This is a genomic window from Bradyrhizobium sp. 521_C7_N1_3 (genome assembly GCF_052075975.1).
GTDB classification, from domain to species: domain Bacteria; phylum Pseudomonadota; class Alphaproteobacteria; order Rhizobiales; family Xanthobacteraceae; genus Bradyrhizobium; species Bradyrhizobium japonicum.
This window is the reverse complement of record NZ_CP197232.1, coordinates 8,342,754-8,359,535: the sequence shown is the minus strand read 5'-3', so window position 1 is coordinate 8,359,535 and position 16,782 is coordinate 8,342,754. Positions and strand designations below refer to the sequence as shown.

Annotated in this window: 9 protein-coding genes; 2 read left to right on the top strand and 7 right to left on the bottom strand. The window is 64.8% G+C overall.

Annotation, left to right across the window (positions count from 1 at the left end; genetic code table 11):
* The 5 genes from treZ to AB7008_RS39285 are packed head-to-tail and all read right to left on the bottom strand — an operon-like array spanning position 1 to position 11,221.
* Complete coding sequence (gene treZ / locus AB7008_RS39305) at positions 1-1,755, bottom strand: malto-oligosyltrehalose trehalohydrolase (RefSeq protein ID WP_441260542.1); 1,755 nt, start codon at positions 1,753-1,755, stop codon at positions 1-3.
* Positions 1,752-3,830, bottom strand: a complete 2,079-nt coding sequence (gene glgX / locus AB7008_RS39300; RefSeq protein ID WP_441260541.1) for a glycogen debranching protein GlgX — start codon at positions 3,828-3,830, stop codon at positions 1,752-1,754. Before glgX ends, treZ begins: the two co-directional genes overlap by 4 nt.
* Positions 3,831-3,833: 3 nt before the next feature.
* On the bottom strand, positions 3,834-5,981 hold the full coding sequence (gene glgB, locus AB7008_RS39295) for a 1,4-alpha-glucan branching protein GlgB (protein ID WP_441260540.1): 2,148 nt from the start codon (positions 5,979-5,981) through the stop codon (positions 3,834-3,836).
* Positions 5,974-9,264, bottom strand: coding sequence for a maltose alpha-D-glucosyltransferase (gene treS / locus AB7008_RS39290; RefSeq protein ID WP_441260539.1), 3,291 nt, complete (start codon positions 9,262-9,264; stop codon positions 5,974-5,976). Before treS ends, glgB begins: the two co-directional genes overlap by 8 nt.
* A gap of 10 nt (positions 9,265-9,274) precedes the next feature.
* On the bottom strand, positions 9,275-11,221 hold the full coding sequence (locus AB7008_RS39285) for a maltotransferase domain-containing protein (protein WP_441260538.1): 1,947 nt from the start codon (positions 11,219-11,221) through the stop codon (positions 9,275-9,277).
* Positions 11,222-11,425: 204 nt separating this feature from the next.
* On the opposite strand from AB7008_RS39285, the gene malQ reads away from it, so the two are divergent.
* Entirely contained in the window at positions 11,426-13,387 is a 1,962-nt protein-coding gene (gene malQ / locus AB7008_RS39280; protein WP_441260537.1) for a 4-alpha-glucanotransferase, read from the top strand.
* Between the two features lie 30 nt (positions 13,388-13,417).
* Positions 13,418-15,220 (top strand): glycoside hydrolase family 15 protein, encoded by a 1,803-nt coding sequence (locus AB7008_RS39275; protein WP_441260536.1) that lies wholly within the window; start codon positions 13,418-13,420, stop codon positions 15,218-15,220.
* 28 nt (positions 15,221-15,248) lie between these two features.
* Here the strand turns inward: AB7008_RS39275 and AB7008_RS39270 are convergent, their stop codons facing one another.
* Together AB7008_RS39270 and AB7008_RS39265 are read right to left on the bottom strand one after the other, a co-directional pair.
* Complete coding sequence (locus AB7008_RS39270) at positions 15,249-15,863, bottom strand: phytanoyl-CoA dioxygenase family protein (RefSeq protein WP_441260535.1); 615 nt, start codon at positions 15,861-15,863, stop codon at positions 15,249-15,251.
* A gap of 88 nt (positions 15,864-15,951) precedes the next feature.
* Positions 15,952-16,764 carry an HAD family hydrolase gene (locus AB7008_RS39265; protein WP_441260534.1) on the bottom strand — a complete coding sequence of 271 codons (813 nt, stop codon included), beginning with the start codon at positions 16,762-16,764 and terminating at the stop codon, positions 15,952-15,954.
* Positions 16,765-16,782 lie beyond the last annotated feature (18 nt).

The window sequence follows — 16,782 nt, the reverse complement described above, 5'->3', positions numbered from 1 at the left end:
CTAACCTCCGAGATGCCAGATCACCGACCAGGGTGGGAGCCGATTGTCGCTGACAGAGCCCCAGATCGGCGTGCCTGTCGCGTCGCTGGGACGTGCGATGTCCTTGTCCGAGAGATTGGCGGTCAGGCGCAACGTTGTGCCGTCGCCCATGCGCCAATGCGCAGTGAGCAGCCCGCTATTGGCCGTCGCGGCATCGCCGAACCTCGCACCCTTCAGCCGCGGTGCGATCTCCTTGTGACGGAGCGCGAGCAGCTCCCGCACCAGCGCCAGCCGCGCATCCTGCTCCGGCGTGTGGGCGGTCCAATCCAGCACGGCCGATTGCAGCGTTTCGGGATCGAGTGGGTCGGGGACCTCGTCGCCGTATTTCTCGTAGGCCCAGGCATATTCCTGCTTGCGACCCTTGCGCACGGCATCGGCAAGGCCGCCCTGGAAATCGCAGAAGAACGGGAAGGGCACCGTGGAGCCCCATTCCTCGCCCTGAAACAGCATCGGCACCATCGGCGCGAGCAAGGTGACCGCGAGTGCGGCTTCGATCTGCCGCGGCGATGCCAGGCTCTCGAGCCGCTCACCCAATGGGCGATTGCCGATCTGGTCGTGGTTTTGCAGGAAGTTGACGAAGGTCGCCGGAGGCAGCTCGCCGCTCGCCTCGCCGCGCGGCTTCTTGCCCCAGAACTCAGAGATCTCGCCCTGGTAGACGAAGCCCGAGGCGAGCGCGCGCGCGAGATCCATGCGCGGCGTCTGGTAGTCGGCGTAATAGCCCGCGAGCTCACCGGTCAGCATCACGTGCCAGACGTGGTGATAATCGTCGTTCCACTGCGCGCGATATTTGCCGTTGGGCGGGTCCTGCGCGGCATCGAGCAGGCTGGCGCGGTTGTCGCCGTTCTCCAGCACGAGATGGATGTGCCGCCCGGTGGCCTTGGCGAGCTCGCCGGCGGCGACGCTGAGGTCCTGCAACATCGACTGCTCGCCCGGGATCGCCATGATGTGATTGGCGGCATCCAGTCTCAGGCCGTCGAAGCGGTAGTCGGTGAGCCAGGACAGCGCGTTCTCGACCGCGAAGGCCCGGACCTGCGGCACGCGATAATCGATCGCACTGCCCCAGGGCGTATGCGCATCGGTGAAGAAAGCCGGCGCATAGCGGCCGAGATAATTCCCCTCCGGTCCGAAATGATTGTAGACGACGTCGAGGAACACCATCAGCCCGCGCAGACGCGCCTCGTCGATCAGTGTCTTCAGGTCCTCGGGCCGGCCGTAGGCGCTGTCGGGCGCGTACCACAGCACGCCGTCATAGCCCCAGCCGCGGCGGCCGGCGAAATCGGCCAGCGGCATCAATTCCAGCGCGGTGATCCCGGTCGCAACCAGATGATCGAGCTTGTCGATCATGGCGCGGTAGGTGCCCTCAGGCGTGAAGGTGCCGACATGGGCCTCGATCAGCACCGTCTCTTCCCAGGGACGTCCGCGCCAGTCGCGCGCGCGCCACGCGAAGGCATCATGATCGACGACTTCGCTCGGGCCAAAAACGTCGTCCGGCTGGAAGGCGGATGCGGGATCGGGCACGTCGATCTCGTCGTCGATCCTGAACTGGTAGGGACTTCCGACGGGCAGGCCGGCAATCTCGGCGACATACCAGCCATCCTGCCGGCGCTGCATCGCGTGCCTTCTGTCGAGCAGGAGATCGACTCGGCGAGCGCCGGGCGCCCACAGCCGGAACGACACGCCGTCCTTGGTCGGCCTCGCCCCGAAGGATGGTCTCATAGCGCCCCCGCGAAGGCGAGCACGGAGCGCGGCGGCGCCTTGCTGTCGCTTCCGGGCTGCAAATCAACGCTGTTCGGCCTGGCATCGGTGGTATTCAGGATCTGCTGCCAGCTTTTGTACTCGGCCATTTTGGGCAATTTGAATGCGATCTCTTCGGGGGCGGCGTTCAGTACGATAAAGATCGCGGCGCTCCCCGGTTCCATCGGCCCCATCACATAGGAGAGGAACCGCCCTTCCGGAAATTTCCAGTCGTTCTCCGTCATCTCGTCGCCGGCGGGCGTCAGCCACAGCGCGCCGTAGGAAACGCCGTCCTTGGGCCGGCCGTCGAGCCAGCGATGGCTGCGAAGCTGCGAGAAGCGGCGGCGGATCTCCGCGAGCCCGGCGACGAAATCGACCATGTCGTCGCCGTCCTTGCCGAGATTGTCCCAGCCGACCCAGCCGACCTCGTTGTCCTGGCAATAGGCGTTGTTGTTGCCGGACTGCGAATTGCCGACCTCGTCGCCGGCCAGGATCAGCGGAACGCCCTGCGCCAGCATCAGGCAGGCCAGCACGTTCTTGCGAAGCTGCCGCCGCAGCCCGAGAATCTCGGGATCGTCGGTCGGACCCTCGACACCGCAATTGTTGCTGTGGTTGTCGTTGGAGCCGTCGCGATTGTCCTCGCCATTGGCCTCGTTGTGCTTCTCGTTGTAGCTGAAGAGGTCGGCGAGGGTGAAGCCGTCATGCACGGTGATGTGATTGATGCTGGCGCGCGGTCGCCGTCCGTCATGGTTGAACAGGTCGGATGAGGCCGTCATGCGGCTCGAGATGTCGCCGATCAGGCTGCCTTCGCCGCTCCAGTAGCGGCGCATGGCGCTGCGATATCGATCGTTCCACTCTGACCATTGGGAAGGGAATGCGCCGACCTGGTAGCCACCGAGCCCGAGATCCCAGGGTTCGGCGACGAGCTTCACCGCCGCCAGCACCGGGTCCTGCCGGATCGCCGTCAGGAACGAGCTGCCGCGATCATAGCCGTTCGGTCCGCGCGCGAGCGTGGTGGCGAGGTCGAAGCGGAAGCCGTCGACATGGCAGACCTCGACCCAGTAGCGCAGCGAATCCATCACCATCTGGAGCACGCGCGGGTGGGTGAGGTTCACCGACGAGCCGCAGCCGGTGAAGTCGTCGTAATAGCGCGGGTTCTCGCGGTTCAGCCAGTAATAGGAGGCATTGTCGATGCCGCGATAGCAGAGGGTCGGACCGAGATGATTGCCTTCGGCCGTGTGGTTGTAGACGACGTCGAGCATCACCTCGATGCCGGCATCGTGCAGGCGCGCGACCGTGGTGCGGAAGGAATCGAGCGCATTGTCCTGGGCATAGCGCGGCTCGGGCGCGAAGAAGGACAGCGTGTTGTAGCCCCAGTAGTTGACGAGCTTCTTCTCGACCAGAATGCGGTCGTCGATGAAGCTGTGGATCGGAAGCAGCTCGACGGTGGTGACGCCGAGCGTTTTCAGATGCTCGATCATCGCCGGCGACGACAGGCCACCATAGGTGCCGCGCAAATTCGGCGGCACGTCGTCGCGCTTTTGCGTCAGGCCCTTGACGTGGGCCTCGTAGATGACGGTGTCTTCCCAGGGGATGTTGGGCCGGATCTCGCGACGGCCCCAGTTGAAGGTCTCGTCGACGACGACCGCCTTGGGCATGCCGCGCGCGTTGTCGCGCCGGTCGAAGGAGAGGTCCTCGCGTGGTGAGCCGGTGCGATAGGCGAAATGGGCATCGCTCCAGACCAGCCGCCCGGCGAGCCGTTTGGCGTAGGGGTCGAGCAGCAGCTTGTTGGCGTTGAAGCGGTGGCCGTGCTCGGGCTCGTAGGGGCCGTGTACGCGATAGCCGTAGAGCTGGCCCGGCGAGATGTCATTGAGATAGCCGTGCCAGACATCCTCGGTCCGCTCGGGCAGCTCGACACGCTCGAGCTCGCGCCTTCCTTGCGTGTCGAACAGGCACAGCTCGACCTTCTGCGCATTGGCGGAGAACAGCGCGAAATTGGTGCCGCGTCCGTCCCAGCTTGCGCCGAGGCGTGCGGGCGATCCGGCAGTCAGGCGCATCGGTCAGCTTTCCGGAACGAGGAAGATCGCGGCGAGCGGCGGAACGGTGAGGCGAAGCTCGGGCGCCTTGCCGCCAGCGGCATGAACCTCGCCGATGTTTCCGACATTGGTGCCGCCGTAATGGGCGGAGTCCGAATTGAACACCTCTTTCCACTTGCCGGCAAAGGGCACGGGGACGCGATAGTTGCGATAGACGTTGGGTGAGAAGTTGACGATCACGAGACACCGTGCGTGCTCGTCGAATCCCTTGCGCAGCCAGGCGAACACGTTGCGATTGGCGTCATCCGTGATCAGCCATTCGAATCCGCCCTGTTCGCAATCCATCTGGTGCAGCGCCGGCACCGCGCGATAGAGCCAGTTGAGGTCGCGGATCAGCGCCTGGATGCCGGAATGGTACTTGTATTCGAGCAGGTGCCAGTCGAGCGACTGGTCGTGATTCCATTCGCGGCTTTGCGCGATCTCCGCGCCCATGAACAGCAGCTTCTTGCCGGGATGGCCGAACATGAAGCTGTAATAGGCGCGCAAATTCGCAAAGCGCTGCCATTCGTCGCCGGGCATGCGGCCGAGGATCGAACGTTTGCCGTGCACGACCTCGTCATGCGACAGCGGCAGGATGAAGTTCTCCGAGAAAGCATAGTGCAGGCCGAACAGGATCTCGCCGTGATGATGCTTGCGGTGAATCGGATCCTTGCTGATGTAGTTCAGCGTGTCGTGCATCCAGCCCATGTTCCACTTGTAGCCGAAGCCGAGCCCGCCGAATTCGACCGGGCGCGAGACCTGCGGCCACGCGGTGGATTCCTCGGCCGCCGTGGTTGCCTGCGGGAAGCGCGCGAACAATTCGGTGTTGAAGCGGCGCAGGAACGCGATCGCCTCGATGTTCTCGCGGCCGCCATACTGGTTCGGAATCCAGGCGCCCGGCGGGCGGCTGTAGTCGAGATAGAGCATGGAGGCGACCGCATCGACGCGCAGGCCGTCGATCGCGTAACGCTCGAGCCAGAACAGCGCGTTCGACACCAGGAAGTTCGTCACTTCGGTGCGGCCGTAATTGTAGATAAGCGTGCCCCAGTCGAGGTGGCGGCCCTGGAGCGGATTGGCATGCTCGTAGAGCGAGGTGCCGTCGAAGCTGCCGAGCCCGTGCGGATCGTCGGGGAAATGGCCGGGCACCCAGTCGAGCAGCACGCCGACCCCCTCGCGATGGCAGGCATCGACCAGCGCGGCAAAATCTTCAGGCCCGCCGAAGCGGCTGGTCGGCGCATAGAGGCCGGTCGGCTGATAGCCCCAGGAGCCGTCGAAGGGATGCTCGCTGACGGGCAGGAATTCGAGATGGGTAAAGCCCATGTCGCGGGCATAGGCCGGCAGCTGTTCGGCCAGTTCGCGATAGGTGAGCCATTCGTCGCCGTTCTTGCGTCGCCAGGAGCCGAGATGGACCTCGTAGATCGACATCGGCGCCGAGAGCGCGTTGATGCCATCCGGCGCCGGGCGAGGGCGTGCGAGGTGTGCCTCGTCGAACACGATGGAAGCCGTCTTCGGCCGCACCTCGCTCGCAAAGGCCATGGGATCGGACTTCAGCGGCAACTGATGACCGTGCGGACCGATGATATCGAACTTGTAGTGGTCGCCGCCCTTGGCGTGCGGGATGAACAGCTCCCAATAACCGGCACCGCGGACCCGCATCGGATGGCGCCGCGCGTCCCAGAAATTGAAATCGCCGACCACGGACACACGCCGCGCGTTCGGCGCCAGCACGACGAAGCCGATGCCGTCGATGCCTTCGAGCCGCATCGGATGCGCGCCGAGCTTGTCGTAGAGGCGCTGATGGGTGCCTTCGCCGAGCAGATAGAGATCGAAGTCGGTCAGGATCGGCGGGAAGCGATAGGCGTCCTCGAACTCGACGATGTTGTCGCCGAACCTGGCGCGGAGCTGGTAGCGCGTCGAGCCGTTCGGCAGGGCGCCGATGAACAGGCCCGAATCGTGGACGCGATCGAGCTTCGCCACCTCGCCATGTTCGCCCACCGCCTCGACATTGGTGGCCTCGGGGAGGAACGCGCGCACCACGCTCTTGCCGCCCTCGGGATGCAACCCGAGATAATGGAAGGGGTCGGAGTGGCGGCCCTCGATGATCGCGTAGGCCTCGGCTGGCAGTTTAGGCATGGGCTTCGCTCTCATTGGACAGAATGCGAAGCAGTCCGGTCAGCGGCGCACGGAGCCCCTCAGGCCGGTGGGACAGCTCGAACTCTACTTCGTCGAAGGCTTGATCAAGCAGGAAAAACCTTAACAGGCCTTCCGCGGATTGCCGATCTTCCGGCCACACCCGGCGATCGGTCATGGCTTCGCGGTAGGCGTTAAGGAATGTCGCGGCGGCGCGTTCGCGCCATTCGCCGAGTGCGGTCGCGAGCCGGTCCTGCTCGTCGGATGCGCCCGTGAGCGCGCGGCTGAGCGCTGCGTTAACCGAAAGCTCAATCGAGTGGATCAGGCCGGCAACGTCGCGCGCGGCAGGTAGCTTGCGCCGCTTGTCGGCCAGCGCGAGATGCGGATTGCCGTCGAAATCGATGATGAAGATATCGTCCTTCACGATCAGAGTTTGCCCGAGGCGGAAGTCGCCATGATGACGGATGTTCAACCCGGCGATGCCGGATGGCAAGAGGGCGTCGAGGTGGCCGGGCAGGGTCGCACGTACCGCGACGAGCTGATCGATCAGCGGCCGGTCGGATTCCCGCAGGCCGTCGCGGCTGTCGGCGAGCCGTTCAAAAACCCGCTCGGCCCGTGCCTTGAGGTCGGAGGCCCAGCGTTTGACGTGGGCGGGGCCGATCGGCTCCGGCGCGAGATTGTCGGGCTTGGCGGCGGCGAGCGCCACATGCAGCTCGGCAAGCCGCCGGCCGATCTGCGCCACGAAGTGCAGATATGGCGCCTGCTCCTGGGTCTCGCGGGGCGCTTCGCCCATCGGCGCCAGCCGCTGCTCATCGACGTAGCGGTCGAGATAGCCAGTGGTAACGGCCCAGCCGTCGCCCTGGTTCTCGACATAAGCGTGCAAGACTCCGACCGCGCTGCTTCTATCGCCCTCGATCAGCTCGACGCTGCCAAGCAGCGCCGGAGTATTGGCAAAGCGCGCGACCTCGGTGAGATAGCGGCCGATCTCGATCTCGGGATTGATGCCGCTTTCGAGCTGGCGATGAATTTTGGCGACGTACTGGTTGTCGACCAGCGCCGTGCTGTTCGACTGCTCGATGGTGCGGATGCGTCCGGGCTCCTTGATGGTGTAATCGGCAAACCGGCTGGTCGCCTTGAATTCCAGCCGCAGATTGTTCTCATCCACCACCAGGTTCTGCGACAGGCCCCGCAGGAAAAGCCCGATGAATATCTGGTCGGTTGCTACGTCGAGCAGCGTGCCTTCGCGCGCGCCCTGGCGCACGGCAGCGAGCGCCTTCGGGTTGAACCGCTCGCGGTCGAAGCGCACCCACTCGATCTGCATCGGCAGCACGTAGCGCGTGGTAACATCGTTCTGCGTGGTCTCGAAGAACGCGATCCAGGGTCTGTTGTCGCCGATGTCGCTGAAAGGCACCGCCGAGGTCAGCGTGGCCTGGATGTGCTTGGGATTGTGCTCGGGGTACCAGCGGGTCCGCGACAGGAAGCCCGGCAGCACGTCGCGCTCGAACACGCCGCGCTCGCGCGCGAGCGACACCCAGTTCGAATTGACCGGGACCACCAGCGTCTCGAACTCAGGCACCGCGCGCGGCGTCACCGGCTCGGATTTGTTGCGCTCGGTGAGCTGGAACCAGTAGAAGCCGTAGGGCCCCAGCGTGATCATGTAGGGCAGCTCGCCGATCGGCGGAAAACGCGTGCGTCCGAGCATCTCCTGCGGAATGCGGTCCTTCCACGGCGACAGGTCGAGCTCGGTTGCCTGGGCTGCGCGCGAGAGGTTGGCGACGCACAGGATCACCTCGTCGTTGTACTGCCGGACATAGGCCAGCACGGCGCGGTTGGCCGGGCGGATGAAAGTCATGGTGCCGCGGCCGAAGGCGAGGGTCGATTTGCGCACCGAGATCAGGCGCTTGGTGGCGCTGAGCAGCGAGGACAGGCTGCGCGACTGCGCCTCCACGTTCACCGACTCGTAGCCGTAGACGGGGTCCATGATCAGCGGCGCGTAGAGACGGGCGGGATCGCAGCGGGAGAAGCCGCCATTGCGGTCCGGGCTCCACTGCATCGGCGTGCGCACGCCGTTGCGGTCGCCGAGATAGATGTTGTCGCCCATGCCGATCTCGTCGCCGTAATAGATGATCGGCGTGCCCGGGAATGACAGCAGCAGCGAGTTCATCAGCTCGATCTTGCGGCGGTCGTTGTCCATCAGCGGCGCCAGCCGCCGGCGGATGCCGACATTGATACGCGCGCGGGGATCGTTGGCATAGGTGGTCCAGAGATAGTCGCGCTCGACGTCGGTGACCATCTCCAGCGTCAGCTCGTCATGGTTGCGGAGGAACAGCGCCCATTGGCAGCTCGCGGGAATGTCCGGCGTCTGGCGCAAGATGTCGGTGATCGGAAAGCGGTCTTCCTGCGCGATCGCCATGTAGATGCGCGGCATCAGCGGGAAGTGGTAGGCCATGTGGCACTCGTCGCCGCGGCCGAAATATTCCTGCACGTCCTCAGGCCATTGATTGGCCTCGGCCAGCAGCAGCTTGCCCTTGGAGTAGGAGTCCAGTTCCTGGCGCAGGCGCTTGATGATCGCGTGCGTCTCCGGGAGGTTCTCGTTCGAAGTGCCCTCGCGCTCGCAGAGATAGGGAATGGCGTCGAGCCGGAAGCCGTCGACGCCGGCATCCAGCCAGCGCTTCATCACCTGGATGAGCGCGCTGACCACGCGCGGATTGTCGAAATTGAGGTCCGGCTGGTGCGAGAAGAAGCGGTGCCAGTAGAACGCCCCGGCCTCGGGGTCCCAGGTCCAGTTCGATTTCTCGGTGTCGGTGAAGATGATCCGCGTGCCCTGGTATTTCTGGTCGGTGTCGCTCCAGACATACCAGTTGCGGGCGCTCGAGCCCGGATGGCTGCGGCGCGCCCGCTTGAACCATTTGTGCTGGTCGGAGGTGTGATTGACGACGAGCTCGGTGATGACGCGCAGGCCACGCTTCTGCGCTTCCTGGATGAAGCGCTTGAAGTCCTTCATTGTCCCGAAATCGGGATTGACCGAGCCGTAGTCGGCGATGTCGTAGCCGTCGTCGCGCCCGGGCGATGGATAGAACGGTAGCAGCCACAGCGCGGTGACGCCGAGCTCCTGGAGATAGGGCAGCTTCTCGGTCAGTCCGGCGAAATCGCCGATGCCGTCATGGTTGCTGTCGGCAAACGCCTTGACGTGGAGCTGATAGATGATGGCGTCCTTGTACCAGAGTTCATCCACGATCTCGGCTGCCTCGGCTTTCTTGGTCTCGACGGAAGATAAAACATTCATGGCGTGATCCTTACGCCAGGCAGCGGAACAGCAGCGCCGGGTCGCGGTCGGGGTCGATACGTAATTTGATCCCGCCCCATTCGATGCGGGACTGTTCGCCTGTGATGAGATTTTCGAGTGCGGTAACGTGGCGGCGTGCGCCGTCGGCGTCGATGGTGAGGTCGCCCAGCGGCAACCAGACTTCGCGCACATGGCCCGAGAGGGCGATGACCGCGACGACGGCGTTGGCTGGATCAGCCGCCTCCTTGGCAAAGGCGATCGTCTCGCCGTCCTCAATACCGAGGAAGCGCAAATTCTCCGTTTGCTGAAGTGCGGCGTTATCGTTGCGGATGCGATTGAGCGCGGCGATGTAGGGCTTGATGTTGCCGGGCCGGTCCCAGTCGCGCGGCTTGAACTGGTATTTCTCGGAATCGAGATATTCTTCGCGGCCGGGAATCGCGTCACGCTCCAGCAGCTCGAACCCGCTGTAGATGCCATAGCTGCCGGACAGCGTCGCGGCCAGCGCGACACGCGACTTGAACGCCCAGGGCTCGCCGCCCTGGAGATGATAGGGCAGCAGGTCGGGCGTGCTCACGAACAGGTTCGCCCGATAAAAATCGCGCTCGGGATAGCGCGTCAGCTCGCCCAGATATTGCTCCAGCTCCCACTTCGCCGTGCGCCAGGGGAAATAGCTGAAGGACTGTGCAAAGCCGAGCTTGGCGAGGCCCTGCATCAGCTTCGGCCGCGCAAATGTCTTGGAGAACAGGATCACCTCGGGATGGCGGCGGCGGATGTCGCTGATCAGCCACTCCCAGAACGGAAGCGGCGCGGTGTCGTGATTGTCGATGGCGAAGATGGTGACGCCGTGGTCGATCCAGAACAGCATGGCATCGCGAAACGCGTTCCAGAGCCCGGCCCTGTCGACGGAGGCGAAATCCGGGATGACGATGTCCGAATAGGGATCATCCGCCGTCCGCACCGCACGATTCGGCCGCCATTTGAACCATTCCGGATGCTGCGTCAGCCAGGGATGGTCCGGCGAGCATTGCACGGCGAAGTCGAGCGCGAGCTCGAGGCCGTATTCGAGACAGGTTGCGACCAGCGCGCGAAAATCCTCGATCGTGCCGAGCTCGGGATGCAGTGCATCGTGCCCGCCCTCGGCCGTGCCGATCGCATAGGGCGAGCCGGGATCGCCTTCGGTCGCCACCGGCGCATTGTTGCGGCCCTTGCGGCGGGTGCGGCCAATGGGGTGGATGGGCGTGAAGTAGAGCACGTCAAAGCCCATCGCGGCGATGTCGGGCACGCGCGCGATGCAGTCACGCAGCGTGCCGTGCCGGCCGGGACTCTGGCTCTGGCTGCGCGGCATCATCTGATACCAGGCGCCGAAGCGTGCCTTGTCGCGGTCGACGATCAGCGGGAAGTTCTGCGAGCGGGTCAGGTCGGGCCGCGACTGGCTCTCAGCCATGGCGGCGCCGAGATCGGCTGCCAGCAGCGAGCCGACATCGCCGGTCTGAAGATAATGCTCGCATTGCTTCACGATAACAGCCGCGGCGTCCTGCCGGGCGCCATGCGCCTTGGTCAGGAGGCCGGCGCCCTCGATCGCGTCGAGGCTGACGTCCGCGCCGGCGCGCCGTTTGCGCACAACCCCGTGCGACCAGGTGGCGAACTCGTCGGTCCATGCCTCGATCGCATAGACATATTGGCCGGGCTCGACGGGTGTGAAGGCGCCGGACCAACGGTCATTGCCGTGATGGATCATCGGCTCGCTCCGCCATTCCCGGTCCTGCTCTCCTCGCCAGATCAGCGCGGCACCGATCACCGCGTTGCCGTCGCGATAGATGTCCGCCCAGACGTCGACCCGTTCGCCCGCAATCCGCTTCACGGCGAAACGGCCGCCGTCGATCGAGGGATAGATATCTTCGATGAGGAAAGCGCCGCCGGCTGCGGCACTCTCGACAGTTTGAATTGTCTTGTTCACGGTGATGCCATTGACAAGAAAGCAGGAGCCCGTTTCCCTTGTCGGGAACCTACGCTTGATACCAATATAGAAAGCCGCTTGTGTGTCATTGGTTCCCTTGGGAACGGCAGGCACGGTTTGCGAGTTACCCCTGACTAACCTCTTCCACGACCTCGTTAAAATCCATGCCCCCGGCCGGATGACGGCCTGCAAGCTGCGTGCCGAATGGATCTTTTAGCTCAAGCCCGGATCAAGGGCGTTCAGTCCGAATTCGTCGATGCCCTCGGAAAGCTGCGGGTCACCGATCCCGTGGCCCTCAAATCCATCCTCGAGGCCCTGCCAGAGAAGCGGGTTTACCGCTTCGTCGGCGGGCCCGTGGTGGTGCGCGCCCTGGGACATCCGCGCACCGAATTGACGACAATCGGCGCGCCACCGCTGCAATGGACATTGCGCGCAAACGGCAATGTGATCGCGCAAGGCGAGACGCGCGAGCCCGTGATCGCCTGGCCCGCCGGCCTGCCGCTCGGTTATCACCGGTTGACGCTGACCGATGCCAAGGGGGTTGCGGAAGAGGTGCCGATGATCGTGGCGCCCGAACGCGCCTTCGGCGGCGATTTCGCCCGTGGCTGGCTGCTTGCCGTGCAGCTCTACAGCGTCCGCTCGGACCGCAATTGGGGCATTGGCGATTTCACCGACCTCGCCGATCTCGTCCGGCTCGCCAGGCAGCTCGGCGCCGATGGCGTCGGGCTCAATCCGCTGCATGTCCTGTTCGACAACCATCCCGCCGATTGCAGCCCCTATTCGCCGAACAGCCGGCTGTTTCTCAACCCGCTCTATATCGACGTCGAGGCGATCCCGGAATTTTCCGCCGACCTCGTCCCCGACGCGGCCGCAACCGCCGCGCGGCTGCGCGAAGGCGATCGTGTGCCCTATGCGGACATGGCGGCGCTGAAATGGCTCGCCCTGCGCGCCGCCTACGACAGTTTCGTGACGAGTGCGAGCGAGGCGCGCCGCGAGGAATTCGACGCCTTCCGCGCCGACCGCGCGCCGCTGTTGTCCCGCTTTGCCTGCTTCGAGGTGCTGCGGCATCGCTTCGCCGGGCCTTGGTGGGAGTGGCCGCAAGAGTGGCAGCAGCCGGATGAAGCCAAATGCGCCGAGCTCCGCAACGGTCCCGACAAGCGCGAGGTCGAGTTCGTCGAATTCGTGCAATGGACGGCCGATAGCCAATTACATGCCGCTAAGGAATTGGCCGGCCAGCTCGGCATGCGCGTCGGGCTCTATCTCGACGTCGCCGTCGGCGTGCAGTCCAACGGCTTCGACGCCTGGAACGAGCAGATGGCGATTTCGCGCCATCTCGCCGTCGGCGCGCCGCCCGACGTGCTCAACACCGTCGGACAGGATTGGGGCCTTGCCGGCTTCAATGCCGGTGGTCTGGAGGCGCAATCTTTCGTGCCGTTCGCCGACATGCTGGCCGCCTCGATGCGCCATGCCGGCGCGATCCGGCTCGATCACGTGCTGGGCTTGAAGCGGCTGTATCTGGTGCCGCGCGGCTTCAAGCCGGACAACGGTGCCTATGTGCAGATGCCGTTCGAAGCGCTGCTCGGCGCCGTGGTGCGCGAGAGCGCGGCGCACAAATGCATCGTGATCGGCGAGGACCTCGGCACCGTGCCGGAAGGTTTCCGCGAGACCATGCAGGATTTCGGCATCTGGTCCTACCTCGTCATGATGTTCGAGCGCGACGATGCCGGCCGTTTCCGCAATGCCGACCATTACCGACCCAATGCGCTGGTCACGCTGAACACGCATGATCTGTGCACCTATGCCGGCTGGCGCTCCTTCAGCGATCTCAAGATGAAGCGCTCGCTCGGGCTCGACCCCGGCGAGAACGACCAGGCGCGCTGGGATGCGCTCGGCAGGCTCGACGAGATCCTGCGCCAGAACGGCATCAACGCCAACGATCTCTATTCGGTGCTCGCCTTCCTGTCGCGGACGCCGTCGCGGCTTCTGGCGGTGTCGCTGGAGGATCTGCTCGGCGTGATTGACCAGCCCAACATTCCCGGTACGATCGATGAGCATCCGAATTGGCGCCAGCGCCTGCCGGTGGCGCTCGACAAGATCGCCGCGAAGGTCGATGTTACGGCCTTGAAGGCGGCGACGCGGGAACGCTCGTTGACCGGCGGGAGTTGAAACGGCGGATTTTCCGGGGCTCGTAACACATTGGCTCAGAGGATCGAGGACTATGCGCTGATCGGCGATTGCGAGACCGCAGCGCTGGTCGGGCGCGACGGCTCGATCGACTGGCTGTGCTGGCCGGCGTTCGATTCCGATGCCTGCTTTGCCGCGATCCTCGGCACGCACAAGAACGGCCGCTGGCTGATCGCGCCAGGCGAAGACATCACCGGTATCTCGCGCCGCTATCTCGGCAACACCCTCATCCTCGAAACGCGCTTCGAGACCAGGAGCGGCGCCGTTGCGCTGATCGACTTCATGCCGCCGCGCGGCAAGGCCTCCGACATCGTGCGGCTGGTCCGCGGCCTCACGGGCACGGTGAAGATGCGGATGGAGCTCGTCATCCGCTTCGGCTTCGGCGTCGACATTCCCTGGGTGCGACGCATCGACCATTCGCTGCTGGCGGTCGCCGGCCAGGACATGACGGTGCTGCGCACCCCGGTGGAGACCCGCGGCGAGGATCTCACCACGGTCTCCGATTTCGACGTGAAGGCCGGCGAGACGGTGCCATTCGTGCTGACCTACGGCCCCTCGCATCTCGATCCGCCCGCGCCGATTGATCCGGAGATCGCCTTCCAGGAGACCGTAAAATTCTGGAACGAATGGTGCAGCCGCTGCACCCGCGACGGCGAATATCACGATCTGATCCTACGCTCGCTGATCACGCTGAAGGCTCTGACCTTCGACCCGACCGGCGGCATCGTCGCGGCGCCCACCACCTCGTTGCCGGAGAAGCTCGGCGGCGCCAGGAATTGGGATTACCGCTTCTGCTGGCTGCGCGATGCGACCTTCACGCTGCTGGCGCTGATGAACTCGGGTTACACCGAGGAGGCATTGGCCTGGCACAATTGGCTCTTACGCGCCGCGGCAGGCTCGCCGGCGAACATGCAGATCATGTACGGCATCTGGGGCCAGCGGCGTCTGCTGGAATGGGAAGCGGGCTGGCTCGACGGCTATGAGGGCGCCCAGCCGGTGCGGGTCGGCAATGCCGCGCATGCGCAGCTCCAGCTCGACGTCTACGGCGAGCTGATCGACGCCTTCCACCAGTCGCGCATGGCCAAGCTCAAGCTCGACGACGAGACGACCTGGGCGCTGGAATGCGCCGTGCTCAACCATCTTGCCGAGGTCTGGGACCATCCCGATCACGGCATCTGGGAACGGCGCGGACAGCCGAGGCACTACGTCTTCTCCAAAGTGATGACCTGGGTCGCGTTCGACCGCGGCATCAAGAGCGCCGAGACCTTCGGCTTCAAGGCGCCGCTGCTGCACTGGCGCGCGTTGCGCGAAGCCATTCATCGCGACGTCTGCAACAAGGGATTTGACGCGGAGGAAAACGCCTTCGTCGAGTCCTACGGCGCAAAGCTGCTCGATGCCAGCGTGTTGCTGCTGCCGGCGGTCGGCTTCCTTCCGGCGCAAGACCCGCGCATCCGCGGCACCATCGCGGCCGCCGAACGGCACCTGATGCGCGACGGCTTCGTGCTGCGCCACGATCCGCGCGAGGTGTCCGAGGAGACGCAGCCGATCGAGGGCGCGTTCCTGGCGTGCAGCCTGTGGCTGGCCGATGCGCATGTGCTGGCCGGCGATCTCGACAAGGCGCAAGCCTTACTCGACCGCGTGGTCGGCATCGCGAACGACGTCGGCCTCCTGGCCGAAGAGTATGATTCAGGCGCCCGGCGCCAGACCGGCAATTTCCCGCAGGCCTTGACCCACATCGCGCTGATCAACACCGCGCACAATCTGTCGGCGGCGAGGCAGGAGAGCGAGAAGCCGGCCGTGCAGCGGTCGAAGTAGAGACAGCCTGGTCGAGGCCGCTTGCGCCCTAGACCCCGAGCCACTCCAGGCCGCAGGGAAGCTCGCCGACGGCAAAGTCCACTTGGAGGACACGGCGATGCATCGGAGCGATCGCCGCGTCCGACGCGTGGAGAACGGGTGTTGCATAGAGCCAGACGTCGCCGGGCTCGGCCAGGCATGCGACCGCGCCGCAACGCCGGACGACGTCCTTCACGTCCTCCTCAGGAATTCGGCCAAGCCTGTGCGATCCGGGTGCGATCAATAGCGGTGCATTGCTGGCCGGGACCGGATCAATGTGAACTCGCAGGGTCACCATGTCGGAGAGCAGCGTGAAGGGCGGTTCGACATGATGCATGCCGCTCTTGACGCTCCATGTCTCGAAACCATCGACCGGGACGCGCTCCTTCACGGCGATGGTGCGATCCTGGTGCCAGCCCAGCGCCCAGTTCGTCGCAGCCGTCTTGTCGAACAGGATAGCCCTGACCGGGCGACAAGTCTCTCCAAGCACCGACGCGGCACAGCATCCGATATCTCCGCTCGCGGCAAGGAACGGCGCGAGACCCTCGACGCCTCTCAGCCTCAGTCCGGCGTGATCGGGCGGCAAATGGGACAGAACCGCCTCGAGCCGGTGCAATCGATCCAAGGTCAGTGCCTGCCGGAACAGCTGCGCACCATCGTCTCGAAAAGTCAGCTGCTCAAGTCCCAAGGTCGCGCACCGATAGATTGATCGCTCAGCCCACCCCGTTCCGCTTCAAAATCACCTCCATCGCCTCCGCAAAACCGTCCTGTTCGTTGGTCGCGGTGACGTGGGTGGCCTGGTCCTTGACGCTGTCGGTGGCATTGCCCATGGCGATCGAGGTGCCGCTGACGCGGAACATCGCAAGGTCGTTCTGCATGTCGCCGATGGTGGCGACCGCCTCGGTGGAAATACCAAGGCGCTTGGCCATCGCCTGCACGAAGGTGCCCTTGTCGAAGCCGGGCGGCGTGATGTCGAGATAATAGGTCTGCGAGCGCACCGCGGTGGCCGCGCTGCCGAGCGCCTCCTGCATCGCCTTCTCGCAACGCTCCAGGCCGGCCGCATCGGCGCTGGCGCCGACGATCTTGCAGGCGCTGGTGAGATACGGCGCAAAATCCGCCACGATGGTCGGGGCGGAGCGGATCGTGTGCTCTTCATGCGCGACGTATTTCCCGCTGGGATTGTCGATCAACCATTTGTCGGTGGTGAAGAGCCAGATGTCGGCACCGAACTCGCGGAGGATTTTTAGCGACCGTTCAGCCGCGCTCGCCGGGATCAGGTGCTGCTCGACCGGATGCATCTCGGGATCGACGATCGAGGAGCCATTGAACGGGCCGATCGGCAGCCAGAGCGCCAGCGGCTCGATCAGGAACCGCATGCCGATCGCGGGGCGGCTGGAGGTGATGGTGAAGCCGATGCCGGCCTTGTGCAGCCGCTGGATCGCGGACCGCGCGCGCTCCGTCAGCGTCTTGTCCTTGGTCAGCAGCGTGCCGTCGACGTCGGAGACGACCAGTGAGATTTTCGTCATGGCAGGACCTCAGGGTTT